General features: G+C 49.1%; 24 protein-coding genes and 1 tRNA gene. 11 read left to right on the top strand and 14 right to left on the bottom strand.

Annotated elements, in window-relative coordinates:
- The 4 genes from GS398_RS20780 (at position 1) to GS398_RS20765 (ending at position 4,896) form a co-directional block, all read left to right on the top strand.
- Positions 1–819 (top strand): zf-HC2 domain-containing protein, encoded by an 819-nt coding sequence (locus GS398_RS20780; RefSeq protein WP_160908885.1) that lies wholly within the window; start codon positions 1–3, stop codon positions 817–819.
- Positions 820–830: 11 nt separating this feature from the next.
- Complete coding sequence (locus tag GS398_RS20775) at positions 831–1,709, top strand: DUF4097 family beta strand repeat-containing protein (RefSeq protein WP_160908764.1); 879 nt, start codon at positions 831–833, stop codon at positions 1,707–1,709.
- 10 nt (positions 1,710–1,719) lie between these two features.
- Complete coding sequence (locus GS398_RS20770) at positions 1,720–2,538, top strand: DUF4097 family beta strand repeat-containing protein (protein ID WP_160908763.1); 819 nt, start codon at positions 1,720–1,722, stop codon at positions 2,536–2,538.
- Positions 2,539–2,685: 147 nt separating this feature from the next.
- Positions 2,686–4,896: an outer membrane beta-barrel protein gene (locus GS398_RS20765; protein WP_160908762.1), complete on the top strand. Its 2,211-nt coding sequence runs from the start codon at positions 2,686–2,688 to the stop codon at positions 4,894–4,896.
- On the opposite strand, the gene GS398_RS20760 is transcribed toward GS398_RS20765, so the two are convergent.
- The 10 genes from GS398_RS20760 to GS398_RS20715 form a co-directional block, all read right to left on the bottom strand.
- Positions 4,893–6,467 (bottom strand): M61 family metallopeptidase, encoded by a 1,575-nt coding sequence (locus tag GS398_RS20760; RefSeq protein WP_160908761.1) that lies wholly within the window; start codon positions 6,465–6,467, stop codon positions 4,893–4,895. The two genes, GS398_RS20765 and GS398_RS20760, sit on opposite strands and share 4 nt — an antisense overlap.
- Before the next feature lie 191 nt (positions 6,468–6,658).
- A complete protein-coding gene (locus GS398_RS20755) occupies positions 6,659–6,874 on the bottom strand; it encodes a hypothetical protein (RefSeq protein WP_160908760.1) in 216 nt (71 codons plus the stop codon).
- A 193-nt stretch (positions 6,875–7,067) separates the two neighbouring features.
- Positions 7,068–9,347: an FAD-dependent oxidoreductase gene (locus GS398_RS20750; RefSeq protein WP_160908759.1), complete on the bottom strand. Its 2,280-nt coding sequence runs from the start codon at positions 9,345–9,347 to the stop codon at positions 7,068–7,070.
- A gap of 21 nt (positions 9,348–9,368) precedes the next feature.
- Positions 9,369–11,072, bottom strand: coding sequence for a sodium:solute symporter family protein (locus GS398_RS20745; protein ID WP_160908758.1), 1,704 nt, complete (start codon positions 11,070–11,072; stop codon positions 9,369–9,371).
- Positions 11,073–11,321: 249 nt separating this feature from the next.
- Complete coding sequence (locus GS398_RS20740; RefSeq protein ID WP_160908757.1) at positions 11,322–12,284, bottom strand: family 43 glycosylhydrolase; 963 nt, start codon at positions 12,282–12,284, stop codon at positions 11,322–11,324.
- A 21-nt stretch (positions 12,285–12,305) separates the two neighbouring features.
- Positions 12,306–13,937 (bottom strand): sodium:solute symporter family transporter, encoded by a 1,632-nt coding sequence (locus GS398_RS20735; RefSeq protein ID WP_160908756.1) that lies wholly within the window; start codon positions 13,935–13,937, stop codon positions 12,306–12,308.
- 50 nt (positions 13,938–13,987) lie between these two features.
- Positions 13,988–14,374, bottom strand: coding sequence for a hypothetical protein (locus GS398_RS20730; RefSeq protein WP_160908755.1), 387 nt, complete (start codon positions 14,372–14,374; stop codon positions 13,988–13,990).
- 178 nt (positions 14,375–14,552) lie between these two features.
- Positions 14,553–15,281 (bottom strand): esterase family protein, encoded by a 729-nt coding sequence (locus GS398_RS20725; RefSeq protein ID WP_237488271.1) that lies wholly within the window; start codon positions 15,279–15,281, stop codon positions 14,553–14,555.
- A 38-nt stretch (positions 15,282–15,319) separates the two neighbouring features.
- The gene (locus GS398_RS20720; protein WP_160908754.1) at positions 15,320–15,931 is read right to left on the bottom strand and encodes a GDSL-type esterase/lipase family protein; all 612 of its coding nucleotides are present in this window, start codon (positions 15,929–15,931) and stop codon (positions 15,320–15,322) included.
- 177 nt (positions 15,932–16,108) lie between these two features.
- Complete coding sequence (locus GS398_RS20715; protein WP_160908753.1) at positions 16,109–16,747, bottom strand: NAD(P)H-binding protein; 639 nt, start codon at positions 16,745–16,747, stop codon at positions 16,109–16,111.
- Between the two features lie 227 nt (positions 16,748–16,974).
- Here GS398_RS20715 and GS398_RS20710 point away from each other — a divergent pair, with 227 nt between their 5' ends.
- Positions 16,975–17,370: a VOC family protein gene (locus GS398_RS20710; protein WP_160908752.1), complete on the top strand. Its 396-nt coding sequence runs from the start codon at positions 16,975–16,977 to the stop codon at positions 17,368–17,370.
- A 66-nt stretch (positions 17,371–17,436) separates the two neighbouring features.
- Positions 17,437–18,027 (top strand): DUF4230 domain-containing protein, encoded by a 591-nt coding sequence (locus GS398_RS20705; RefSeq protein ID WP_160908751.1) that lies wholly within the window; start codon positions 17,437–17,439, stop codon positions 18,025–18,027.
- 18 nt (positions 18,028–18,045) lie between these two features.
- On the opposite strand, the gene GS398_RS20700 is transcribed toward GS398_RS20705, so the two are convergent.
- On the bottom strand, positions 18,046–18,339 hold the full coding sequence (locus tag GS398_RS20700; protein ID WP_160908750.1) for a hypothetical protein: 294 nt from the start codon (positions 18,337–18,339) through the stop codon (positions 18,046–18,048).
- A 371-nt stretch (positions 18,340–18,710) separates the two neighbouring features.
- Here GS398_RS20700 and GS398_RS22915 point away from each other — a divergent pair, with 371 nt between their 5' ends.
- The 5 genes from GS398_RS22915 (at position 18,711) to GS398_RS20675 (ending at position 21,102) form a co-directional block, all read left to right on the top strand.
- The gene (locus GS398_RS22915; protein ID WP_160908883.1) at positions 18,711–18,872 is read left to right on the top strand and encodes a DegT/DnrJ/EryC1/StrS family aminotransferase; all 162 of its coding nucleotides are present in this window, start codon (positions 18,711–18,713) and stop codon (positions 18,870–18,872) included.
- A 52-nt stretch (positions 18,873–18,924) separates the two neighbouring features.
- Positions 18,925–19,689, top strand: coding sequence for a type I methionyl aminopeptidase (map, locus tag GS398_RS20690; RefSeq protein WP_160908749.1), 765 nt, complete (start codon positions 18,925–18,927; stop codon positions 19,687–19,689).
- 91 nt (positions 19,690–19,780) lie between these two features.
- Positions 19,781–20,344: a DUF1543 domain-containing protein gene (locus tag GS398_RS20685; protein ID WP_160908748.1), complete on the top strand. Its 564-nt coding sequence runs from the start codon at positions 19,781–19,783 to the stop codon at positions 20,342–20,344.
- Complete coding sequence (locus tag GS398_RS20680; protein ID WP_160908747.1) at positions 20,345–20,902, top strand: hypothetical protein; 558 nt, start codon at positions 20,345–20,347, stop codon at positions 20,900–20,902. It begins immediately after the preceding gene.
- 126 nt (positions 20,903–21,028) lie between these two features.
- Positions 21,029–21,102, top strand: a tRNA-Ile gene (locus GS398_RS20675).
- A gap of 189 nt (positions 21,103–21,291) precedes the next feature.
- On the opposite strand, the gene GS398_RS20670 is transcribed toward GS398_RS20675, so the two are convergent.
- The 3 genes from GS398_RS20670 to GS398_RS20660 form a co-directional block, all read right to left on the bottom strand.
- Positions 21,292–21,756, bottom strand: a complete 465-nt coding sequence (locus tag GS398_RS20670) for a JAB domain-containing protein (RefSeq protein WP_160908746.1) — start codon at positions 21,754–21,756, stop codon at positions 21,292–21,294.
- 435 nt (positions 21,757–22,191) lie between these two features.
- A complete protein-coding gene (locus GS398_RS20665) occupies positions 22,192–23,265 on the bottom strand; it encodes an FRG domain-containing protein (protein ID WP_160908745.1) in 1,074 nt (357 codons plus the stop codon).
- A gap of 19 nt (positions 23,266–23,284) precedes the next feature.
- Positions 23,285–24,322: a hypothetical protein gene (locus GS398_RS20660; RefSeq protein WP_160908744.1), complete on the bottom strand. Its 1,038-nt coding sequence runs from the start codon at positions 24,320–24,322 to the stop codon at positions 23,285–23,287.
- Between the last annotated feature and the right edge of the window lie 634 nt (positions 24,323–24,956).

The following is a 24,956-nucleotide window of genomic DNA, read 5'->3' as shown; positions in this document are numbered from 1 at the left end:
ATGAAATGTGCGCAATGTGAAGAACTGTTTACAGACCTGGTAAACCACGAGCTGGCCCCGGCCGAAAAGGAAAAGGTAGAACGGCACCTGGCGGGATGCCCGGATTGTACGCTGGAGCTGGTGTCTTTTAAGCAACTATGGGGCGAGATGGAAGCAGTAGAAACGCCCGTGCCTTCGGCCTACCTGAAGGTAAAATTCCAGGCGATGCTTGAAACCTACAAGGAATCGGTTAAAGAGGAAGAAAATACGGCGTGGGACACGCTGAAAGAACAATGGAAACGGTTATGGAAGGTGCAGCCCCGCTGGCCGATGGCTTATAACCTGGCGGTGATACTGGCCGGTTTTGCGATCACCTGGTGGGTGGCCGTTCCGCAGAAAACGGGCGACCAGGGACAGCAGCTGAAAGTACTCAGCGCCCAGGTTACCGAGCTGAAACAAACCATGATGCTTACCATGCTCGAAAATCCCTCGGCCTCCGAAAGAATGCGCGCGGTGAGTTATACCACCGAACTGAAACAGGCCGATGCCCAGGTGATCGATGCTTTACTGACCACCCTGGATAACGACCCGAACGTGAATGTGCGCCTGAGCACCCTCGATGCGCTCAGCGGCATGGCGGCTTACCCGGAAGTGCGTGAAGGACTGATCCGGTCCATTACCGGGCAGAAGGACCCGCTTATGCAGTCGGCCATTGCCGATGTGATGCTGAAGCTTCAGGAGAAACGCTCGGTAGGATCACTGAAAAAACTATTGCGACAAAAAGACCTCGACCACGGTGTGAGGGAGAAGATCAACCAAACTATCAACAGTTTAATTTAACCCGGTTTAAGATGAAAACAAACAAATGGATCCTGCTTTCGGCGGGATGGAGCCTCTGCTTTGCCCAGGTCACAACTTGTGCCCAGGACTCGAAACAAGAGTTTAAAGAACATATCAGCAAGCAGTTTACGCTGCAGAAGCCCGCTGCGGCAACGGTGCTGGCCATCTACAACATGCATGGAACAGTTAACGTAGAAGGCTATTCCGGCAGCACGGTGAGCATCGAGATCGATAAAACCATCGTGGCAGACAACGCCGAAGAAATGGCTGCCGCGAAAGCGGAGTATAAGCTGGAGTTTGAGCAAAAGGCAGACAGCATCCTTTCTTACAGTACGTCGCCTTATGAAACCCGTCCGCGCCGCAGCCGGAACTGGGACGACGGCCGCCGCAGGATCCGGTATCGCGTGGAACTGGAATATACGGTAAAAGTACCTTTCAACATGAATGTTTGTGCTTCTACGGTAAATAAAGGCTCGATCGGGATCAAAGACGTGTACGGTTCGCTCCAGGCGAACAACGTGAACGGCCCTATCACGGTAGTAAATGCCAAGGGAACCTCCAATATCCGCACCATCAACGGCAACGTTACGGTAAACTACCTCGCCATTCCCACCGAAGCCTCGTCATATTATACCATTAATGGGAAACTGGAGGTTACTTTTCCTTCCTCGCTGGCGGCCAACGTCCAATTCAAAAGCATGAATGGCCAATTCTACACCGATTTCCCGGATACGGAAGTACTGCCAGGTAAAGTGGAGAAATCACAAACCAAAAAGAACGGTGAGACCATGTACAAGCTCTCAAAAAGAACGGAAATAAAAGTAGGCGCAGGTGGCAAGCTCTTCACCTTCGAAACCCTGAACGGTAATATATATCTTAAAAAGTCTTAACTTAAAAATCATGAAAGCAATCAAATTCATACCCATGTTCTTCCTGGCCGGGTGCCTTTCGGGAGCACTTTTCGCGCAAAGCGATGCTAAAGAACAATTGACGGTGCCGTTGAGCGATCCTGCCAAACCCTGCAAACTGGTGGTTAACCTTACCTCGGGCTCTATTAACGTAACCGGTTACGCAGGCAAAGAGATCGTGATCGACGTACAAGGCGATGCGCCCCGGAAAAATGAAAGAACGGCCAATGGCATGAGGCGTTTATCAAGCGGAGGCAGCGTAGACATCACTGCCCGCGAAGAACATAACACGGTAACAGTGGGTTCCGGTATACCGGTAAGCCGCCTGGTGCTGAACATCAAAGTCCCCATATCGGCCACGAATATTAAACTGAGAACGGTAAACGGCGGAACGATCTCCGTGAGCAATATCGGTGGCGATCTCGAGCTCTCCAATACGAACGGGGGCATTAAGGCAGAAAATGTATCGGGTTCTGTGGTTGCCAATACGGTTAATGGCAGCGTCAATGTGTCCTTTAAGTCTGTGGACGGCACGGCACCCATGGCGTTTACCACCCTGAACGGGAATGTGGATGTCACCTTTCCGGCTACCCTTAAAGCAAATTTGAAGTTGAAGTCTGACCGCGGCGACGTATTCAGCGACTTCGACATGGCCACCGACAGCTCACAGCCCAAGTCAACCAAAACCAGCACCAACGGAACTTACCGCATCATGATCGAGGACTGGATCAACGGCAAGATCGGCGGCGGCGGCCCGGAAATGCTGATGAAAAATATGAACGGGAATATCTATATCCGCAAAGCGAAGTAAAAGATATCGCTGCGCCCTACGTGAGCTTCGTGGTTTGATTACCCGCCGCTTTACTGCGGTACATGGGAGCACGGAGCTTTCTTTTGCGTAGTCCGGCATCCTGAGATTCGTGTTTCTGCGAACCTGCTTATCCCAACCAACCACATCATGAAAAAAATAATGGCTGGCCTAACCGCTGTGTGGTACCTCTTTGCTCCTTACGGAGCGAATGCGCAGGGTAAAGCAGATACCAGCAAAACCAGCACCACCAACCTTAAAGAGATCGCCGTTACCGGGCAAAAGTCTTTGATAGAGCAGAAGATCGACCGTACGGTGGTAAACGTAGGCGCACTGATCACCGCCACGGGCGCTACGGCGCTTGAAGTGCTTGAACAATCGCCCGGTGTAATGGTCGACGAAAACGGGAAGATTTCTTTCAAGGGCAGGCCGGGCGTGATGATCCTGATCGACGACAAGCCAACCTATCTTTCCGGCGACGACCTGGTTGCTTACCTCAGGTCGCTTCCGGCTTCGTCGCTTGACAAGATCGAGCTGATGCCAAATCCGCCGGCCAAATACGATGCGGCGGGCAATGCTGGAGTGATCAACATCAAAACAAAAAAATCAAAGGCGAAGGGATTCAACGGCTCGGCGGCTGCGAATGTGGGGAAAGCGAAGTTCTGGCGCACCGGCGAAAGCATGAACCTGAACTACCGCGTAAATAAGGTGAACGTATTTGCAGACATCGCCTATAATAAACAGAACAACTACCGCAAAATGGAGATCAGCCGCAGGTATTTTAACAACAGCGGCAACATATTGTCGGTATACGACGGCGAATCGTTCTTCCAATCCTCTTCCGATAACGGTAATGTAAAGCTCGGGGCAGATTACTATGCATCGGATAAAACCACGCTGGGTATCGTGTTTACCGGCTCCGCCACTTCCGGCCGCACACCTAACCAGACCACTAGTTGGCTGTATGGAAGTGACCGGGTGATAGATTCGACCATCGCGGCGGATAACCTGACCAGGAACAGGTTCCGGAATCTTGGCGTGAACCTCAACTTCGGCCGGCAGCTAAATTCCCGCGGAAGGATGCTTACTGCCGACCTGGATCACCTGAAATACAGGTCGCGGGGCAGCCAGTCGTTCCTGAACAACGCATTTCTGCCTGATAACAGCCTGAAAAGTACCCAGCGGATCACCGATAACTTGCCGGCTGACATTGCGATTTACGCGGTAAAAACAGATTATGTACACCCGTTTACCCGGCGCACTAAAGCAGAAGCCGGGTTAAAAACCAGTTATGTAAATACAGATAATGCGGCTAACTATTTCAATGTCGTGGACAATGTAAGTACACCCGATTATAACCGGACTAACCGGTTTCTTTATAAAGAACATATTCATGCAGGCTACGTTAATGTTAGCAAAGAACTAAAACGGCTGACGCTGCAAGCCGGGCTAAGGGCAGAAAACACGAGGCTGAACGGCCACCAGCCCGGCAATAAGCTGCGTACGGATTCTTCATTCACACAGCATTATACCAGCCTATTTCCCACTGCTTACCTGTCTTTGAAAATGGATAGCAGCGGCCGTCACCTGCTCAACCTCTCTTACAGCCGGCGGATCGGGCGGCCTTATTACAAAGACCTAAACCCTTTTGTGACCATTCTCGACCGGTATTCATATATTTCGGGAAACCCGTTCCTGCGGCCGCAGTTCTCGGCCAACTACGAAATCTCGTACAGCTACAAGAACCTGCTTACAATCACGGCGCTCTTCAATTTCACGAAAGATTACCAGGTAGAAACGATCACGCAAAGCGGCGGCAACTTTATCAGCCAGAACAGGAACCTCGGGCAAAGCGTTTATTACGGCGTTAATGCCACGCTTGCGTTAAAACCGGTGAGGTGGTGGAGTTTAAATATATATAGCGAGGTTTATTACAACGGCGATAAAAGCGTGTTGAACGATAGCTATCTCCACAATCACCAGGTATACTTGCTAAGCACCGTAAACAACCAGTTTAGCCTTGGGCATGGCTGGACGGCAGAACTCTACAGCTTTTACGTCACGCCTAAAACGGACGGCCAGTTTAAACATTTCACCCAGGCCCAGGTAAATACTGGGTTACAAAAAAAAGTGCTCTCGGACAAAGCCTCGCTGAAAATCTCTGTACGTGATGTGTTTTATTCCAACCTGCCGGGAGGCACCATTACCAACGTAAAAAACACGGAGGCTACTTACCATAACGATTTTCATAACCGCGCTTTCACCCTTGGCTTTTCCTGCAATTTCGGCGCTGCCATTAAAAATGCCAGGAAACGCGATACCGGCAGCGCAGGCGCTGAACAAAGCCGGGTAAGGAATTAATTGCCTCCGCCAAAAACGCTTTGATAAATGGCCTTCTGTAACGCATCCGGGGCAAGTAACGGCGTAATGGTAAATGAACGCGTTTTCTCCGCAGCAGCGGGCTGTTCTTTCCAGGCATCATCTATTGCCAAGCCTGCATAAGCGAAATAGGTATGGTAATCAATCTCTTTAACGGTGGTTACATATTCAAAAAAATCGGTTAACGGAACGCCCGCCGCCTTCTCACATTGCCGCCTGAACTCGGCCGGGGTAAACCCGCGTTTCAGTTTCCGGTAATATTGCTGGTATACGGCACGCATCACATCGTCGAGGCTCCTTTTATTATTCGTTTCGTGCCGGATCTTCAGGTCGAGCATCAGGCCAAGTACGGGGCCTTTGTCATAATAAGAGATGGTCTTATTCACTGCATCGCCGGTACGGCCAAAGGGGCCGTCGGACCAGGTTTCCCAACTTGCCTGTGTAACCGATTGGTATAAGCGTCCGGGTTTGGTTTCGTATGCCAGCAGGTTGGTGCGAAGCTGGTTGGTAAACTCATCGGCGGTAGAGAGACCCGCCCGCCGCAGCATGATGTACTCGTAGTACACACTGAGACCTTCGGATACCCATAATGATTCGGTGCGGTTCTCTTTCTGGTAATCAAACGGGCCCAGCTCTATGGGCCTGATCCGCTTTACGTTATAGTGATGAAAATATTCATGGGCCAGGAAACTATATAATTTGAGCCGCCCGGCGGGTGTATTCAGCCCCGTACCGTTAAAGGAGATCGCCGCGGAGTTAAGGTGTTCGATACCTCCGCCGCCGGGACCGATGGCTACGAACGTATAATGCTTGTAAGGGATGTCGCCAATCACCGCAATTCCCGCCTCGAGGATCTTACGGAGGTCGGCCATAAACTGTGCCCGGTCAAAATCACCCGCTTTATACGCGATAAAATTATGCGGAATCCCTTTGATGCGGAATCCGGGAAGCGTTTCCAGTTTCCCCAGGAGGATGGGACTGTCGAACAGGATATCAAAATCGGGAGCGGTGAGCGTGTTAGGATCGGCGGCAAGGTGGTCCATCCCGGTAGCGATATCACTCCACCCTTCCGGCTGCTTAATGGTAACGGTAACCGGCTGTTTTATGCGTTCGGGCAGGTATAGAAAGATGCCCGCGGGTGATAAGAACCCATGTTCCGCATCGAGAAAATTACCTGCCACAAAGTTTCTTGGCGCTTTTATATCGTACTGCAGGGTGATGGATTTCTTACCACCGGTGTTTACTTTCCAGGCATCGGCACCAGGTTGTTCCCACGTAAGCGATGCACCCCGTTCATCAGCGGCGTTAAAGCCGGAAAGGTTTTTCGCATAGTTCATAAGCTGGTAGTAGCCGGGCGTCCATGCAGCCATGCGAAATACCAGCGGGTCCGGAAGGCTTCCTGCCAGGGTTAAGCTTACATGCACATTTTTTGCAGCCGGGTCGAACGACAGCGTGTAATGCCATTGTTGTTTACCGCCTTGCTGTCCAAAAGCAAACGATATACTTAACAATAAACCGGTAAAAAACAGGATAAAAGGATGTTTGGGGGCCATCCCACTAAAATAAGGATTCTGTTTTATTGATGCACGACAAAAATAACGGTCCCTGACATCATACCTAAAACGTAGGAAAGGGATTGATCCGTTCTGCGCGCCTGCAGACGGCCGTGGCCCACCGCTTCCGGGTGAATCCGGAGATTCCTGCCAGGCCCTTTGCTGTGGTGCAGGGCCCGGCAGGAAAATGGCTATTTAATGATCAGCCAAAGGATAAACAATACGGCTACCACTACCGGGATCACCCATTTCATGGCTTTCCCGGCGCCGTCCTCGTCTTGTTCTACCACGGCTTCTTTGGGAGGCGCGGGATCATCGTGATGTGCCTCGTAATCTGTTTCAACGGGTTGCGAGGCCTTCAGCTCTTCGTCAACGCGTTCCGCTCCGGTTTTATGATCGTCGTTCATGGGTCTCTTTTATGATACAACCCGTTTGAAGCCGTTTTGTTGATCGCGTTCGCTGTTTGTCTTGCTTATCTTTTTTAAAAGCGTCTCCGGCTTCTTGTTCTGCAGGCCGTTTTCTGCCTAAGGGCCGCAGTCTCCTTACGAAAAGCGTGCGTAAGTAATCTCCGCCGAAACTATCTGTCTGTGAATCGCCGGCTTAAGCCGGGGAACCATAACACCGAACCTTAAAAACGGCGGCAGGAACATTGGCCTGGGGATGGCACATTTTCAGCGTTAACCGGCTGGTGGTAACGGGTTGGCCGGGCACGATCTCGTTAAACGCCTGGTGGTTGTCTTTTTCATGCAGGATCATGTTGCCGTGCTCATCTAGCAGCTCGTACTCGCGCACGCAAAAGGGCATTATATTTTCCGGGTGACCCATCAGTGAAGACTCCATTGGGTGATCGAAATCGGCATCGAATAAAATGCTGATCTTATTTATTATTTGCGGCGCTGCCCATTCGAACGAAAGCCGGGGCGTTTCTTCATACGCCGCAATCCACGCATTGGGTGCGTTTACCGGGCGGCCGATCCCCGACACTACGTTCGAAGCAGCAAAGCGATGCACCGGCGCCGAAAATTCCATGCCGATGTTGTGCCCCGCCGGCCGCCGTTGCGGGCACCAGAACTCGAAAGTGTCTACGCCATAATCTTCGGTCGGCTCCTGCTTCCCGTTATTGGAAACCGCTTTATTTGAGCCGTTAAATACGGAAAGAATCCCTGATAACCGCAGGTTACTACCTTTCAGCGATACCGCTTCATTTTTCAAAAAGCAGATAAAGGCATATTGATCCACTTCACCCGAAGGATCAAACTCCAGCACGAGCCTTTGTTCGCCGGCCTTTAGCGCATATGATCGTTGCCGGAGGATGACATCGGGCGTATGGTTCCCGGGTTTGCTGCTGATCCGCAAGGTTACTTCCAGCATGGTGTCCCGGCTGGCGCTCACCAGAACCGTGGTCTGCGGCAGCACCCCGTTAAACGGGACCATCTGGGCTGCGGAGATCGTGAGGGGGATCCAGGGACCGTCGAATGGCAGTTGCCGCAGCGTAAAATCTCCCGCGGAGGAAACGATCGCGCTTTGCGCCAGGTCGAGGGGGTCCCGGAGATTCAGCTCCGGGATATATTGCCCTGTTTTAAGTAATTCGCGCTGGAGACGCGTAATATTGACGGGTTCTGACAGCTGCCTCGGCGACAAATTCCCGTGTACGCAAAGTACCGCCGCCAGCCCCACGGCCTGGGCCGCATGTGCGCAGGTAGCCATCACCCTGGTAGAGGCAAATGCCACATGGCTTGCGCTGATAATGCGGCCGGCTAACAAGAGATTACTGATATTGCGGCTGTATAACGACCGGAACGGCACCTGGTATACGCCCTTGGAATGCCATTGGTTACACCCTGGCAGGTCGCTGTAAACACCATCAGAAGGATGCAGGTCGAGCGACCAGCCGCCAAAAGCCACCGCGTCATAATGTATGCGCTGCTCAACCACATCCTGCTGCCGCATCATGTAGTCGCCTTCAAAACGGCGGCTTTCCCGTTTACCTGGGATAGTGCCTACCCACTCGAGCGTAAGTGTCGCTGCTTCGGGAAACCGGCCGGAGTTTTTTATGTAGTTCCAAACACCGTATACCACTTTCCAGAGTTCCCATTTAATGGTTTCGGTTTCGTGTACGGTATCGAGCCTGCCGCCATATTCGAGCCACCAGAGCCGGCATCCTTCCTCGCCGACCTTAAAATTGCGGTGACGCGGGATCTGGGTGATATCCGTTAATGCGTAAGAAGGCGGAACAAACTTCACCGGCTTCCCGGTATCTTTGGTATAAAAGTAAATGGAATGGCCAAGCAATTCGCCGTAAGCCGCCCGGGGGGCGAACTTTTCACCGAACTCCTCCCGGCTCTCGGCGCCCTGCCTGAAAGCGGCACCGGCTAAGAAACCCAGGATCCCATCGCCGGAGGCGTCGCAAAAAATGGGCGCAAGGACGCGGTATGTTGTAGAATTCTGGCTGCAAAAACCTGTTACTGAGCGGATCTTATGCTCAATAACGTCCGCATCGTATACCGAAGTATTGAGCAGCAACGTGATATTCTTTTCGCTGATCACTTTTTCCAGGATCACGGTATCGAATATGAGCGGGTTGCCTTCCGGGTTGCGGTACATATTTTCTACCAGCAGTTCATCTATCACGCCGCCTTCGCGCGCCCAGCGGTTGTTATTACCCATATGCGAGGTAGAGCCAAGCACCCAAAGACGCACCTCGCTCGAGGCGTTACCGCCCAGCACGGGGCGGTCCTGCACGAGCACCACTTTCAAACCCTGGCGTGCCGCCGTAATGGCCGCACAAACCCCCGGGAGCCCGCCGCCCACGATGGCCAGCTCCGTATTAAATTCCACCAATTTTAGCGCGCGCTTTTTGCCGCCTTTACTGTTTAGCATCTTAACCGTCCTGACTTTGTATTAATTTCCTGGTATCTCGTCCGCTTTGCGGGCTTTTCGCGATGCGTGGTAAGGGATATATGCCGATGCCAGTATCAACACGGCGATACCGGTTACCAGCGTTGTGCTTGTAGTTGCCAAAAACGACAGGATGAACAAGAGCAGGGCGATAAATGTGAGCGAAAAGGCGATCACTTTTAGGCCGAACCTGTTTTGTTTTTTTATCTCCGCCGCCTCCCTTGCACTTATCTCCAGCGCATCTTCCTTACGCTGCGCGCGAAGTGCCTGGTAGTGTGTATATTCCGGGCTATAAAGCTGGTTGAAATAAGCATATGCTTCGTAAGCGGCTAACATGAGGAAGGGCAGACCAACTCCCAGCATCATTTCCTGGGCACGGTCGAGCTTCAGATCGAAGATCTGCGGCAGCAATACCTTGAAAAACAGGTTCACCAGCAGGCTTATCAGCGTAATATAAAGGGTAGCCCTCCCGGTAAGCCGCTTAGAAACCAGGGCCCAGATGGGCGGGGCCAGCAGCGGGCCGCCCGTAACGGAGGCGATGCTTAACGTAACCTCCACAATACCGCCGATATAAGGCACCACAAGGGCAATGACGATCATACAGCCCCCAAACACCCAGGAGGAGCCGCGGGCCATTTTCATCAGCTGTGAATCGGATGCCGCGGGGTTAATGGAGCTTTTATAAATGTCGTTGGTAAATACCGCAGATACCACGTTAAGCGCCGTATTGGCCGAAGCCGAGGTAGAAAAATACATGCCGGTAAGCATGAGGCCCATTAGCCCTGCGGGCAGTACCTGTTTGCAGATCATAAGATAAGCATTTTCGGTTTCGAGCCCGGTAAGCCCCGGGTTAATGGTCTGGTAGATCATGGGCGGCAGCATCCACAGTACCGGGCTGACGATGTAGAGCCCCGCGAAAAGAAATGCCACTTTAGAAGCCGATCGCGGCGAGCCGACACTCGTGTAACGCTGTACGAACGTCCAGTTACCGCCGATATAAAAGATATGGTACATGGCAAAGGCGAGGATGAATCCCCAGGAGTATTCGCCGTTTATGACGTGAAAAAAGCCGTCGGGCGCCTTATCGATAAAACCGCTGAAGCCGCCCGCAGCGTTAAATGTAAGGGGGATGATGATCACTACAGCCGCCGTAAGGATCACGAACTGGAGAATATCAGTCACCATTACGGCCCACAATCCGCCAACGGCGGTATAAGCGATCATGAACACGCCGAGCAACAGCGTGGTAGGCACCAGGGGAAACCCCAGTGAGGAGCCAACGAGCCTGGCCACAGAATATAATACCGATGCCTTGATAAAGATAGACACCAGCATAAAAATGTAGATATAACATTTTTGGACGTTAATGCCCAGCCGCTCTTTAATGAACTCGGCGGCGGTAAGATTGCCCGTAGCTTTCCATAACGGTGCGATAAAAAAACCGGTAACGAGGCCTCCGATACACATCGTCCACTGGATGGTGATGGCCACCCACCCGTATTTATAAGCGATGGAGCCCCAGGCCACGAAGGTGCCTGCAGAAAAGAAACTCATAAAGAGCGATAGCCCGCCAATAAACCATGGAACTGCCTCGCCGCCCGCAAAAAAGGATTTGAGGTTTCTGCCGGTCCGCGAAAAAAGGAAGCCGATCAGCATAATAAACACCGAGAAAACAACAATGACCGAGGTATCTGTTAGCGAGCTCACGAGGAATTACCGGGATTAAAACATGATTGGTTAGCAGAATAATTTCAGGCTAATATCTGTGAAACCTTCGGATGACAGGTGGGTACCTGTATTTAAATTTCCCTGGGAACGATCCCAACACCTGGGAACGATCCCAGGGAATAATCACCAGGTCGTTGACTTGGTTTAGCGTAGCAGCGAAGATTGATCCATCCGGTGGGTTTAACACATTCACCGCCGTTCACGTCCGAGAGGGGGCGGCGTATGTTCTTATTTTGCGGCTACGCCGTCTGTCATTTTTATGGGCTCTATATCTCCCGTTTTCGTGAACCGGATCTCTTCTACGGCTGTTTTCCTTGCCCCGCGGTAAGGTCCTTCACCTGTTTTTTCCCAGCGGTGATACACGATGTACCATTTCTTCCCGGAACGGTCGGCGAGAAATGAGTGATGGCCCGGGCCCTTATGTGTCGAATCACTGGCCAGTACCACGCCTTTGTAATCCCACGGTCCGACAGCCGATTTCGAGGTAGCGTAATGTACAGAATAACTGGAGTTGTTCCAGCTTCCGTGGCTATAGGAGAGGTAATAAATGCCGTTCCGCACATGCATAAACGCGCCTTCGGTGAAAGCCGGGGGTTGGGCAACCTCCACTTCGTGATCGATCTCTACCAGGTTGGCCTTTAGCTTGAACACCCGCAGTTTCGCTCCCGCGCTTCCGCCGCAATAGAGGTAGGTATTTTTTGTCCTGGGATCTTTAAACACCATCGGGTCGATGGCCTCGAAGCCGTTGCCGCCGGTAAGCAGCTGTTTGCCTGAATCTTTAAATCCATGTGCGGGGGAGTTAGAAACAGCTACGCCTATCCTGCTTGGGGTAGGGTTCTGAGGTCCCACAGAATAGTACAGGTAATATTTTTTGCCTTTCCTGAACATAGCAGGAGCCCAAAGAGAATGGCTGCGGGCGCTATCATCTTTTATCCATGCAATGTCATCCTGCAGGATCAGCGTTCCGCGATTCTCCCATTTCACCAGGTCGCGGGATGCATAGCCAAAAAAACGGTCTGCACGGCGAAAGACGCCCGTATCTGAAGAGTTGGTAGGGTATACCCAATACTCTTTCCGGATGCGGATGGCATGCGGGTCTGCACCCGTTATAACGGGGTTGGCCGGCGTCTGTGCCAGCAACGCCATAGCGTTAGCCAGCAGCGGCAGAATGATAAACAGGATCTTTTTCATTGAGAGGCAAATGAGATCTTACTACCAATAAATCGTATATAGCGCCGCCAGGATCCCGGAGATCACTAAGGATAACAGGACGAATGACCAGGAGACCTGGAAATCCGCCTTTTCCGGCGGGATAATAGTCGACGTGCTTTTAGTTGGTTTCGCCAGGCTGATGACCACCATCAGGATCACGATAACCACGAAAGTGATTTCCATCCGGTTAAAAAACGGAAGTGCCGGAAAGTTCCCGCCGGTCCAAAGGGGGAGGAATTTCAGGACTACCGAGATTAGGATGGTGGAGATTGCGGCCGTTAGGGCGGCCTGGGCCGATGTTCGTTTCCAGAACAAGCCAAGCAGGAAGATGGCCAGCACGCCAGGCGCAAAAAATCCCACATATTCCTGGATGAACTGGTATGCCTGGTCGAGCGCGCCAAGCTTACGGGCCACAAAACCACCCAGCACCAGCGAAATTACCACCGCCCAGCGCCCGGTAAGCACTACTTTGCGCTCCGAAGCATCCTTGTTAAAATATTTATGATAAATATCCAGGGAGAAGATCGTTGAAATACTGTTTGCCTTACCCGCCAGCGAAGCCACAATGGCTGCAGTGAGCGCGGCAAAGGCAACACCTTTAAGTCCGGCGGGCAGCAGGTTCATGAGGGTAGGGTACGCCTGGTCGGGTTTTACGGAACCGGCCGGTCCCATCATCTCCTGCCGGAACATACCCTTTTCATGCAGCACGAACATCACGATACCTGGCAGCACGGCAATCACGGGGATCAGCAGCTTGAGGAAGGCGGCGAACAGGATACCGGTACGCGCGGTTCTGAGGTCGGCGCCCAGGGCGCGCTGTACGATATACTGGTTGCAGCCCCAGTAAGCCAGGTTATTGATCAGCATTCCGCCGATGAGCACCGAAATGCCGGGCAGCTCCATGTAATGGGGGCTCGATTTATCGAAGATCATGTGTAGATGGTCCGGCGCCTCATCCCGCAGCACGGTGAGCCCTTTAAGGATGTCGTTCCCAAAGCCAAATTGTTCGGCCAGCAGCGAAAGGGCCAGATAAGTAGTCACCAGTCCGCCGATAATGAGCACCAACACTTGGATCACGTCGGTATAGCCGATCACTTTCATCCCGCCGAGGGTAACCACGGCCGAAAAGAGGCACAGGCCTATTACCACCACATCGAAAGAAATCCCGGTAATGGCCGCAATGGCCAGCGCGCCGAGGTAAATGATAGAGCTCAGGTTTACAAACACGTACACCAGCAGCCAGATAATGGCCATGGTGGTACTTACCAGCCCGTTATACCGTTCCGCGAGAAACTGCGGCATAGTATAGATCTTATTTTTGAGATACAGCGGAATGATGAACCACGCTACCAGGATCAGCGTAGCGGCCGCCATCCACTCGTAAGTAGAGATGGCCAGGCCGATGGCGAAACCCGAGCCCGACATCCCGATAAAGTGTTCCGCAGAAATATTCGACGCAATAAGGGAAGCCCCGATGGCCCACCAGGTAAGTGAGCCTTCTGCCAGGAAAAAATCGCGTGAAGTATCGGTTTTCTTCTTTTTGTGATAGATATAATAGCCATAGCCGGCAATTACCAGGAAATAAAAGACAAAAACAATGTAGTCTGCAGTTTGCAGTTGGTTAACATTCATGGTAATTGGTTAGTGCAGGGAGCGAAAATAAAAAAAAATCCCAGCAACGGCTAAGCACTTTCGGCCACCCGGACCACAACCTCTTCTGTAGCCCGGGTATAACGGGCGATCATCAGTACGGAAACCGTAATATTCAGCGCAAATAACGAAAGTCCAACGTACAACAACTTCTGCGCCGGCGGAGTAAATGCAGGGAACTCGTTAAACTCGGAGAGCAGCGCCAGCAACATGTACAGGTTGCCGGCAATAAAGAGCCCCGCAATGGTCAGCCCGGCCGCTTTGTTGTTATAGATGACCTGGAGTACCAATATCGCCAATACCGTGATCGCAAACGGGTTGATGCCGAATGAAAACGGCGGCGTGTACACACTTAACACGGTTAACAAGATCAGGTAATACTCCGGGAAATGGCCGAGGATGGTTTTAAGCGCTTTCATTGTTGCAAACTTTTTGGTTCCCCAATATAACGACTATCAATAAAAATAAATGACCTGTTTATTAAAATGCTATTTTTTTATGCCCTGCTGCGCAAAATAATTAACATGGGGTTTCATAAAGCTGAGCGAGTTGCCGGGGTGTACATGTGCAGCAGCCTGATGCATGCGTGCTGATCCATTAAATGTACAACGGCGCCATCTTCCGCCAGAAATAGGGCCTGTGCGCATCGTCTCCCCAGATATAAAACTCATTGGCGATGCCTTTTTGCCATAGCAGGTTACTCAGGTATTGGTTACCCGGCAGGAAAGGATCGGCTTCGCCAACGGCGAGAATGATGGTCATTTGCTTTAAAGCATCGATCAGGCTGCCGTCCGAAAGATTGGCCAGGTACTGCGCGGGCATATTAAAATATACCTTATCGTTGTGGAACCCGTTCAGCAGGTCCCTGAAATGGCCGGGGGCATCCGTAAGGTCGTACCTTCCGCTAATACCAACTGCCTTTTTAAAAATCCAGGGATATTTCATAGCCAGGTTGATGGCGTGGTAAGCACCCATGCTGCAGCCTGCCGTTTCGAGGTAAGCGCCCCCGTTCTTTTGATGAATAAGCGGCATCACTTCCCCGAGCAGGTACCGCTCATATTGCAGGTGGCGTTCGATACGGACCGACGGAAATACATCATCGTTATAAAAGCTTTCGCGGTCTACGCTATCTACGCAAAAAAGCTGGATCTCGCCGTTCTCTATTTTATATCTTAACGATTCGATTATTCCCCAGTTCTCATAGTCGTAAAACCTCGCCATACGGGTGGGAAAGAACAGTACCGCGCGACCGGCATGACCGAAGATCAACAGTTCCATATCCCGCTGGAGGTTATCGCTAAACCACTTGTGGTATTCCCTGTTCATTTTATTGATATTAGCGAAAAATGGGCAGGCGTTGTTAATTACACATTAATTAAAGGTAATGATTTGGCCAACTTCTCCCCGATGATCTCTTTCCACAACCCATAGCCTGCTTGACTGAGATGAAGGCCGTCCGGGTCGTAATAAGCGGCGTCAGGCATCCCGTACTTGTCCAGCATTCTTTTAAATACATCTACAAATATCCAATTTGCGTTTAATTTAATGATCTCGTTTTCTATCAGGTTGTTGGTATAACGGAACCTGTCGGCTATATTCCACCTGGACTGGCTTGGCTTGAGTGAAACGAAAAAACAGGGCAAGTCGCCGAATCTTGCGCTCACGTGAACCATCAGCTGCTGAAAAAAAATGAAGATCTCTTCCGGGTTTCTGCCATCGCCGAGGTCGTTATCTCCTGCATACACCACAAATGCCTGCGGACGATAACCGGTCATAATGCGATCAAAAAACCACACACATGCGGCAAGCGTAGAGCCGCCAAAACCAAGGTTGGTTACCTTTCTTTCTGAAAAATCTTGCTGGAGGCCGTTCCATAAACGGATGGAGGAGCTGCCATAAAAAATAATGCCCGGGTCTGCCCTGTCATTGAGATGCGCTTTTTCAAGCATCCTCACCTCTTCTTCGTACCAATACATATATGGTTAAAGATAGAAGATATTTAGCGGATGTTGAATGGTGTTATAATAATACCCGGTCGATAAGCCGTCAGACAATTATTGCACATGAATTGAACGAAAATTGCGTGCAAGCTATTCACCCGGGAATTAGACTTCGATGAATACGTTACCCGCCTCATAACGCTCGCTGGGAAATTAAGAACCGAAGATCTTTTCCAACGATATGACATGTTTTCCGGCCCCGGTAACGTGTGGGGCTTTGGCCATTTTTGCGACCAGTGTGGAGGTTGGCATCGGCCGGAATTTGCGGATAATTCCCAAACCATTCAGAAACCTGAGCACACCTGCCATGATGCGTTCGCCCAGGCGGTCTGAATCTTTACGCAGCAATAACCCCGGTCTGAAAATAATATATTGCTCAAACCCCAGGCCGGCGATGTAGTCTTCCAACTCACCTTTAATTCTTGAATAAAACACATTGCTCTTAGCAGAGGCACCATAAGCAGATACCAGGACCGTACTGCGCACCCCGTTCCTTTTGGCGATACCGGCAAATTTAGCAGGAATTTCGTAATCGATATGCCGCTGTTTTTCCTGGGAACCTGCCGCTTTCAGCGTAGTGCCAAGGCAGGAAAACCACACATCGCCCCGGATGTATTCGGAAACCGCTTCAAGGTTATCGAAATCGGTCATTACTTCAACCAATTTTGGATGTACCAGTCCCGTGAAACGCCGGACAAACAAAACGATCTCTGTATAGCCCGGATCGCTCAACAGGATCTCCGTAAGGTCTTTTCCCGTGGCGCCGGTGGCGCCGATAATCAATGCTTTCATGTTTTGCTCTACAAAATAGTTAAATATAGTTGCCTGGGTGTAGTCATACAAACCTAAAAACGTAGTGCAGGCGGCGGCTAAGCGGATTTAGTTCCCGGTGTACAGCGCTGCTCCGCTGGGAAGAGAGTAAGATGCGCTTTTTGAGTGAAAGATATCCTCCGCGTCACCTGAAAACAGATTTGGTAATATCTGAAAATTGGTGGAAATTGCCCGAAACGTACAGCGATATGAAAAAAGTAACAGGTCTTGGCGGCGTATTTTTTAAATGCGATAACCCGAAAAGTATGAACGAATGGTACGCCAGGAATCTTGGATTGGCTACCAGCGAATACGGAACCACGTTTGAATGGCGGCAAGCCGATGACCCGTCGAAACAGGGATCCACATCCTGGTGTACGTTTCCGCAGGATACAAAATATTTCGACCCGTCGGCCAAGCCGTTTATGATCAATTACCGGGTTGAAGATCTCGCAGCCCTGGTAGAAGAGCTAAAAAAGGAAAACGTGACCATTATTGATGAGATCGCGGAATATGATTATGGCAAATTCGTCCATGTGCTCGATCCGGAAGGGAATATTATCGAGCTTTGGGAACCGGCCGGTGAAGCAGCCGGGGACCAGTAATAAATCAGCCGCAGGCTAACATATCCAGGCGATCATTGTATTAATATACATCAAAGCCGCCGCCAGATGTCGAACCGTTTTGCAAACCGTATCCTGTATGGCCTGATCACCTCCGTGATGATCCTTGGTTTCCTGATCTTCCTGTTCTTTTATATCAAACACCAGTTTACCACCTCACGGACGGAGATTACGGAGACGGGAATGGTAGAAAAGATCACCAGCATGGGGAAACTGGAACTGGTGAAGTACACCATGAAAGATGTCGTAGAGCAGAAAGAGGTTTACCGCATTCTCCCCGACCGCAAGGTGTTGCTGTTGGCTGTGGGTGAAGTGACGGCTTGTATCGACCTGACGAAAGTTAAACGTGCTGATATCGTCCAGGATGGCGACTCGGTTACCGTTTACCTGCCGCAGCCAGAAATCTGCAGCGCCAGCCTGGATCACGACAAGTCGAGAGTCTACGATATCAGCGGGGCATGGTTCCAGCAGGACGCCAAGAACATGGTGGAAAGCGTTTACAAGATCGCGGAACGAAAGATCCTCGAAAACGCGCGGCAAATGAACGTGACCGGCATGGCACGCCAAAATGCCCAGCTGATATTTAAACCGCTGCTGGAAAGCATCTCCGGCAAAAAAGTAACCCTGAAATTCCGGTAGCCGGTGTTTAACATCCGGTTAATCGCGGGTTAAAAACTCCCCGACCAATTGTATCCACTCTTCTTCCAGGCTTACGTTCGGCCTGGTTGCCGCGGCACGACGGTACCAGTAATCAGCATTAAAAATATCGCCTTCTTTTCGATGCAGGTAGGCGTGGATACGTGCGGCGCTTTTCCCGTTAAGGTCCTGCACCAGTTCGTGCGCTTTGTTCCAGTCGCCTTTGCGGTCGTACCACAGGGCTTTGAGGGGAAGGCTCAGGCGTTCGCCAGGATGGGGGTCGGTAAGAGACTCTTCGAACTGTTTATAATTCATGTTCAAATATACGACCGGGATGATCCGCGCGAAAGCCGGAAAGGTTGCCGCGATGTCGTCTCTTTAAGTTATTATTATAGCTGCATAGGTAAACTCGTACCCTGATACCCAGGGGTAAGCTATATATTTTAATTGCCAGGAGTTGGTTTCGGGATGTATTATTGCCTCACTGATCGTCTTACAACCAAAAAGCCCGGGGTTGACCAAGATCGCAATCAACTGGTCTGTCTTTCGGTGCGCACGGGGTTCGACCTGGTGCTGGGCGCATTAAACTTTCCGCCGGGTGCTGAAATGCTGGTCACCGGAGTTAATATCCCGGATATGTTTTCGGTAATTAAGGGGCATGGGCTAACGCTTGTTCCTGTTAACAAATACACCTTAATATTTCCGCGGCGCAAGTAGAAACTGCTGTTACACCGGTTACCAAAGCGATATTGATCACCCATCTTTTCGGCGGCATCGCAGAAACTGAAGCCATAATTGCGGTAGCCCGAAGGCAAGATACCGTTAAACAGGAGAAACTCCCACCGTGAGACATTTTATTTACCTTTAACATTATTACGCTCATTAAGTACTTTATCGCTTATGTCTATAAATACCATTGAAGAACAATCAGGAATGCAAAAGGTAAGTGAGGCGGTAGCCCTCACCCTAAAAGCCATGCGGGAACATTGCCGCGTGGGAATGTCTGCAAAAGAGCTGGATGATTTTGGCGGAAGCCTGCTCCAAAGTTTTGGCGCCCGGTCGGCTCCCATGCTCGCCTACCAATTTCCTGGGCATAGTTGCATAAGCGTTAACCACGAAGTTGCGCACGGCGTTCCTTCAGCGGACAAGATTTTCCGGGAGGGGGACCTCGTCAATATTGATGTTTCGGCGGAGCTTAACGGGTTTTGGGCAGACAATGGCGGTTCCTTTGTGCTAGGCGAAGACATCCACGGACATGCGGCGCTGGTCAATTCCTCTAAACAGATCTTAAAAGAGGCCATCTACCAGATAAAAGGCGGCGTTAAAATTGCGGAGATAGGCAGGCTGATCCAAACACAAGCAGCCAAACGCGGCTTTACCGTTATTAAGAACCTGGCAGGTCATGGCGTGGGACGCAGCCTTCACGAGTCGCCAAGCGATATTTTGAACTGTTATGACCGCTATAACCAGGAGCGGTTTAAAAAGAACTCGGTGGTGGCGATTGAAACGTTTATCTCTACGAAATCCACTTACGCGCAAGAGATCGGGGAAAAATGGAGCCTTAAAGGTAATAAAGGAGGCTATGTAGCACAACATGAACACACGATCATTGTTACCAGCGGTCAGCCCGTTATTTTAACGGGTGATAACGGGATATGGGATTAAGATAATAGCCTGTCGGGATAAAAGTTGGCCCAAACCTTGCTGCCTTCATTATATACCTGTAATATAAAAGCAGCAGTACCTTATAAGCCGGATGTCTGACCTTAAATTATTCATGGTGCTGCTTGGCTCGAAAGCCCCGCAGCGTAACGTAGAGCAACACGATTATTTCTTCGGAATTGCGGCCCGGGTGGAGGACCTTGTTCCCCGGATGAAGGCTTTCTGGCCCGAGGCCGGTTCGAGTCTTCACATGGACGGTTGGCGGGAAGTGACCGCCGTGAACCAGTTCGCCGTAGAAGTGATTGCCCGGGAAGCGTCTGACACATCACCGGCGCATAAACTATTCTTCATCAATCTCGGCGGTTACCAGTCGGGCAAACTGGAGGAGCAACACTACACGGTGCTCACCGTACAGCAAGACCGTGCGTCTGCTGTACAGGAGGCCAAGAAAAGCGTATTCTTTAGGCAAAATTCAATAAAAGGAGCAAACTCGCATATCGATGAGAAATACGGCATCGATGTAGATGACATTTACCGCATCGAGGAAATTTTATCCCCCGGTGAGAAGGAGAAATTTCACTTAAAAATCACCCTGGCAGAAGGTCATACACCCGACACCATACACCTTGGATATTTTAAACTTGATAAGCTTAAGTAGATGGAACCAGCAGAAAAATTACTCGCCTGGGTGAAGGAACGGCACGCCGGACAAAAGATAAAACTAACGAATGAGCCCTACATCAACCACCTGCTGAACGTAGCCGTGATGGCTGCGCCGGCTGCGCACCTGGGTTACGAGATCGGTCTTTGCCATGATCTTTTCGAAGAAACACCTGTCGCCGGTGATGACCTTTTAATGGCACTGGAGAGCTTTGGCTATGCTAAGAAAGAGGCAACCGCGATCGTCTCCGCGGTAAAGGAGCTCACAGACATGTTCACGGCAGACGCCTATCCCGATATGACGAAACATGAGCGGAAAGAAAATGAAGCAGATCGTTTGCTCAACGCCCGCCCTGAGGTGCAAACCGTTAAATACTGCGATTTGCTGGACAACATTCAATGGATGATGCGCTACGACCGTAAGCATGCGAAAAAATACCTGGAACGCAAGAAGTCGCTGCTTGGCAGCCTGACCAAAGGCGACCCGGCCACCTGGCGGAAGGCGATGGTAGTGATAGAGCATCATTTGACGCAGATGAATTCAGGCGAGGCCTGAGCAGCCGAACCAGCAGGGATGTAAAAACGATATAAAATTGCCGTTCCCCTTATTTCCGTTCTTTTCCCTTTCGCTTTCCCTGTTAAACAACTATATTTGCAGCCGCGAAAACCCATTTTTCGTATTGCGCCTATAGCTCAGTCGGTTAGAGTAGAAGACTCATAATCTTTTGGTCCCTGGTTCGAGCCCAGGTGGGCGCACTGCTCAGGAAAAGCTTAATCTTAGTTGGTTAAGCTTTTTTTGTGCCCTCAAATGGCCTCTAAATAGCCTGTATGGGCTTTTTCATTCACAAACACATCGTGATTAATAAATTATTTCGATTTGTACTAAAATACTGAAAATATAGGGTAAGTGACGCATTTACTGACGCGTTTTGACACGTTTTGAAGCTAAATCATTCCTTCATCGGCAAAGCTAAAGTAGCCTTCACTTGTAAGTATTAAGTGATCTAGCACTGCAATGTCAAGTAAAGCACCGGCACTAACCAGTCGGTTCGTATATTGTATGTCCGCCTTACTGGGCTTTAAATTTCCTGATGGGTGATTATGCGCTAGTACAATCGAACTGGCACCAGCTTTTAGCGCGACTGCAAAGATTAACTTAGGATCGGCTATTGTACCACTCATACCACCACTGGACGCATTATATATGCCCAAAACCCGATTCGCTCGGTTTAATAATAGCACCTTGAAAACCTCCTGTAAATCGATCAAAGAGTTCTCCCAATGAGCTTTTAGGATTTCATAAATATCTCGTGACTGTGCAACTTTGGGTCGATCTGACGGCCTGATTTGGGTGTTGTACGATAACTGTACTTCTGCAACGGCAAATAAAGGATTGTGATTTTGTACCATAACTAAATAGCTTTAAGTATAATTTGAATTAATTATGGGTGCCTCATCGGCTTTAAGATGAACTAAGCAAAGGAGGAACGGAATAAATGGGTGTGTGATTTGGCATTGTGGGTTTATGCCGGAAATTCCTTTAGGCGTGTTCAGATTACAAGCCTAACTTGCACCTATACATTAATGAAAACCTACCCGCGATAGTAGCACTGAACCCAATCTTGTTTGGCTTGTAATTGATTGAGGCCCTATCTTCACACTTATTCCGATCGGAAATTTATGTTTTGGTGATGATTATCAATATCCTAAAAATATTCGATTTATAAGTTATAAGGGGGTGCTAAAAACTTGGATATGCAAATGGGTGATTTGGTCGCCCCGCTTACAAAGTGAGTTGCTGCCTTCTCAAGCCATTATAAGCTAAAAAGGGGGCAACAATAATAATTAATCTTGCCGACTGTAAGAAATGGGATTACTATTATCCTCCAAGCCGATGTAGTGATTTGAATCGACAATCCGTAATGAATTATAGGCTTTTCGCTTATCGTTACCGACACCGACTTTCCTAAAATTTATTATACCATTCTGCTTATCGATCAAAACAGAGTCCAGGTTAAAGACATGATGCGGCCCGATATGATATTCATTAATATTTTTCACTTCGAAAATCTCAGTACCTGTCCTGCCGTCACCAATTGTATAATCATTTCTCCATCTGCCCGGAAATGCTAACTCGATGTTGTTTTGCTCGTCGATCTCATTCTTTATGCCGTCACACAATTCTTTGAAAATGTCATTCTCCTGATAAAGGTACTTTTCTACGGAACTATCTGCGCCCCAAAACTCTCCCTCAGTATTCACCAGCTGAAACTTAGCAACCAGTCTTTGCTTAAAATCTAAGTCTGTCCTTTCGTCATAGTTCATCATTACATCTTCAGTTCCCACTAAGTAAGCCTCTTGAAAGTATGGCCTTAACGCGTTCGGAGGGCAGATATTTAAAAGCCTAATATTTACTATATCGTGTTCGGAGTTAATTGATATTCTATTTGTTATATATGGGAGCGCAAAAACATATACGAATCCGCCACTCGATCGATTCATTAAGGCAAAAGAACAAGCAACCCTAATCGATTGCGTTAAATCCAGCAATGGTGTATCGCACACCTCGTAGTGTTGTAGAATGCTCCAGCGAATGTACTTTCGTTTCTTTAGCTCTCTGATACCGCCATCAAGGTCTTGAACGTTTTCGAGCCTATTTATTAGTAAGTTAGATGCTTGCTCTAGCTTTTTAAACCTAATGCTTAGTAATTCCTTGGAAAGATTTTCATTACTGGTTCGGTAAATGCTAGGGTAGAAGCTAGAATTGCCATTCTTATTTACATAATCCTTTTCCTGACCTCTGAAGAATAATAAGTAGTCCTTGTGTTCAAACGAAACGGCAGCAATTGCCTTAACCAAGTCGATATATGAACTTACTAACTGCGCTTCTACTTTCGAACTTTTTTCTAATATTCTCATATAGCAGGGTATAAATCACCTATTTTGATCCCACGAATCTCGTCATTTCTATTATTGAGGGGTTCATCTCCCCGTCTTTGCCCTGAATATATCCCGATTGACCGGATTCGTAAATTGCCTTTGCAACCTCCATGAGTAGCGCATTTTTGGTGGTGGCATCGGATGAGTCCAGTGAAACGATGAAAAGCTTATACGAGTTTAGCGTGTTTTGCCGATGTTTATTCAGCGTATATAAGTGATTTTGAATGTTATACTGTTTAATTGCAAATGAGATTAAGTAAATGGCAAAGCTCACAATTAAAACTCTGGTTATCATCTCCACAACGGCTATTTGATTTCCGTGACTAAAGTCGATAGGAAAAGCACTGTTGATGTTAAATATAAAGCCAACAAAGCCGCATATAAGGAAAACAGCCGTTATCAGCCACATCTGAGCTTTGCCTATTTTTAGATGCCAAGGCTTTTTGAATTTAAAATGGGAATACCGCTCTGCTTGCTTCTCAAATATTGCAGCATAATCTTGCACTGCCTCGCTAGATGCTTGTTGACGTAACGTTTCTATTAAGCTTTCCACCGTACTAAAAGCTTCCGTTGCTTTTTCAGTTAACTTATCTATCTCTGCCTTTGCATTTTGAAGGGCCTCAAGGTTAAGTAACTTGAGCGAATTGTAATTATCAAGGAAAGCATAGCTCCTGTAAGAATTACCGTCATTAATATTACCCTTAAATATCCCCGTGAACCAGCTTTTCACCGAGTCAATGAGCTTTTGATGACCCTCAAATCCATTTCTTGCATCCAACTCCATGTTATAGTTACGGATCCCGGTGGCGTAAGTGGCATAATCTTGTACATAACTCATAATCGCACTGATTTGCTCCTCCGGAACCTTTTCGTTTGTATCAGCTATAGAAATCATCTCTTCAAGCATATTTCTAATCCTTGTTAGAACCGGTTGTATTTCTTGAAAACTCCTTACGCCTAAATCACTTCTTGTTAGCGTAGCTATATCATTTTCAATAAATTCCTTGAACAAATTGCTATTCTTAATGACTCCCATGTTGATGAATTGGTCTTATTTCAGAAAATTCCGATACGCTAACTTAATGAATAAACCAGTAATAAAAGGCAAGGCAGTTTGCATTGATACGTTTGGATATCTAGCTCTGTAACTGTATTCATAAGACGTACGCTATCTAAAGCGAGCCGTCCTGCGAATGGAGGAGATGGTCCTTCAAGAGACAGCACGAAGTGCGGCTTGAAGGAATGCTTCACTAGCAATAGGCGCGACATTTGAAACTATAGACTGTGGTTCAGCCCTCAAATGGCGTAACGATTGTGAAGCCAGCGACGACCAAGCAGGTGAGCCAGACAAGACAAACGCCTGCGTGATCAAGGTGAGGCATCGAACTCTTGAGAGAACAGCGGGAGTTTGTATGACGAATGACTTTGCTTGCTCAAACTGTATGACAGATTGCGGAGCGGAAGCCAGCACATTTTCTTAACGTCCCTTGTATAGCTTATAAACTATCAACTGAAAATGTGCGTGCCCTTGTGCAAGATACGTTTACGTACCGTATCTGGCGGACTGTTTGAAAGGCTTAGGAATGAGGAATGCCTTATTTCCTCGTGTGTGAAAGGCCCTGAACGCAATGTCTTTAATTAAAGGGCACTGTCTTTAGTTCTCGTGTTAG

The sequence above is a fragment of the Hufsiella ginkgonis genome (genome assembly GCF_009834915.1).
In the GTDB taxonomy this organism is placed as follows: domain Bacteria; phylum Bacteroidota; class Bacteroidia; order Sphingobacteriales; family Sphingobacteriaceae; genus Hufsiella; species Hufsiella ginkgonis.
This window is presented reverse-complemented; position numbering and strand designations above follow the sequence as displayed.

Coding starts and splice junctions, on each gene's coding strand:
- map (WP_160908749.1), top strand. CDS start 18,925: ATGTCTATAAATACCATTGAAGAACAATCAGGAATGCAAAAGGTAAGT.
- GS398_RS20765 (WP_160908762.1), top strand. CDS start 2,686: ATGAAAAAAATAATGGCTGGCCTAACCGCTGTGTGGTACCTCTTTGCT.
- GS398_RS20740 (WP_160908757.1), bottom strand. CDS start 12,284: ATGAAAAAGATCCTGTTTATCATTCTGCCGCTGCTGGCTAACGCTATG.
- GS398_RS20715 (WP_160908753.1), bottom strand. CDS start 16,747: ATGAAAGCATTGATTATCGGCGCCACCGGCGCCACGGGAAAAGACCTT.
- GS398_RS20725 (WP_237488271.1), bottom strand. CDS start 15,281: ATGAACAGGGAATACCACAAGTGGTTTAGCGATAACCTCCAGCGGGAT.
- GS398_RS20750 (WP_160908759.1), bottom strand. CDS start 9,347: ATGCTAAACAGTAAAGGCGGCAAAAAGCGCGCGCTAAAATTGGTGGAA.
- GS398_RS20685 (WP_160908748.1), top strand. CDS start 19,781: ATGTCTGACCTTAAATTATTCATGGTGCTGCTTGGCTCGAAAGCCCCG.
- GS398_RS20730 (WP_160908755.1), bottom strand. CDS start 14,374: ATGAAAGCGCTTAAAACCATCCTCGGCCATTTCCCGGAGTATTACCTG.
- GS398_RS20735 (WP_160908756.1), bottom strand. CDS start 13,937: ATGAATGTTAACCAACTGCAAACTGCAGACTACATTGTTTTTGTCTTT.
- GS398_RS20680 (WP_160908747.1), top strand. CDS start 20,345: ATGGAACCAGCAGAAAAATTACTCGCCTGGGTGAAGGAACGGCACGCC.
- GS398_RS20710 (WP_160908752.1), top strand. CDS start 16,975: ATGAAAAAAGTAACAGGTCTTGGCGGCGTATTTTTTAAATGCGATAAC.
- GS398_RS20670 (WP_160908746.1), bottom strand. CDS start 21,756: ATGGTACAAAATCACAATCCTTTATTTGCCGTTGCAGAAGTACAGTTA.
- GS398_RS20720 (WP_160908754.1), bottom strand. CDS start 15,931: ATGTATTGGTACGAAGAAGAGGTGAGGATGCTTGAAAAAGCGCATCTC.
- GS398_RS20705 (WP_160908751.1), top strand. CDS start 17,437: ATGTCGAACCGTTTTGCAAACCGTATCCTGTATGGCCTGATCACCTCC.
- GS398_RS20770 (WP_160908763.1), top strand. CDS start 1,720: ATGAAAGCAATCAAATTCATACCCATGTTCTTCCTGGCCGGGTGCCTT.
- GS398_RS20700 (WP_160908750.1), bottom strand. CDS start 18,339: ATGAATTATAAACAGTTCGAAGAGTCTCTTACCGACCCCCATCCTGGC.
- GS398_RS20780 (WP_160908885.1), top strand. CDS start 1: ATGAAATGTGCGCAATGTGAAGAACTGTTTACAGACCTGGTAAACCAC.
- GS398_RS20665 (WP_160908745.1), bottom strand. CDS start 23,265: ATGAGAATATTAGAAAAAAGTTCGAAAGTAGAAGCGCAGTTAGTAAGT.
- GS398_RS20660 (WP_160908744.1), bottom strand. CDS start 24,322: ATGGGAGTCATTAAGAATAGCAATTTGTTCAAGGAATTTATTGAAAAT.
- GS398_RS20775 (WP_160908764.1), top strand. CDS start 831: ATGAAAACAAACAAATGGATCCTGCTTTCGGCGGGATGGAGCCTCTGC.
- GS398_RS20760 (WP_160908761.1), bottom strand. CDS start 6,467: ATGGCCCCCAAACATCCTTTTATCCTGTTTTTTACCGGTTTATTGTTA.
- GS398_RS20755 (WP_160908760.1), bottom strand. CDS start 6,874: ATGAACGACGATCATAAAACCGGAGCGGAACGCGTTGACGAAGAGCTG.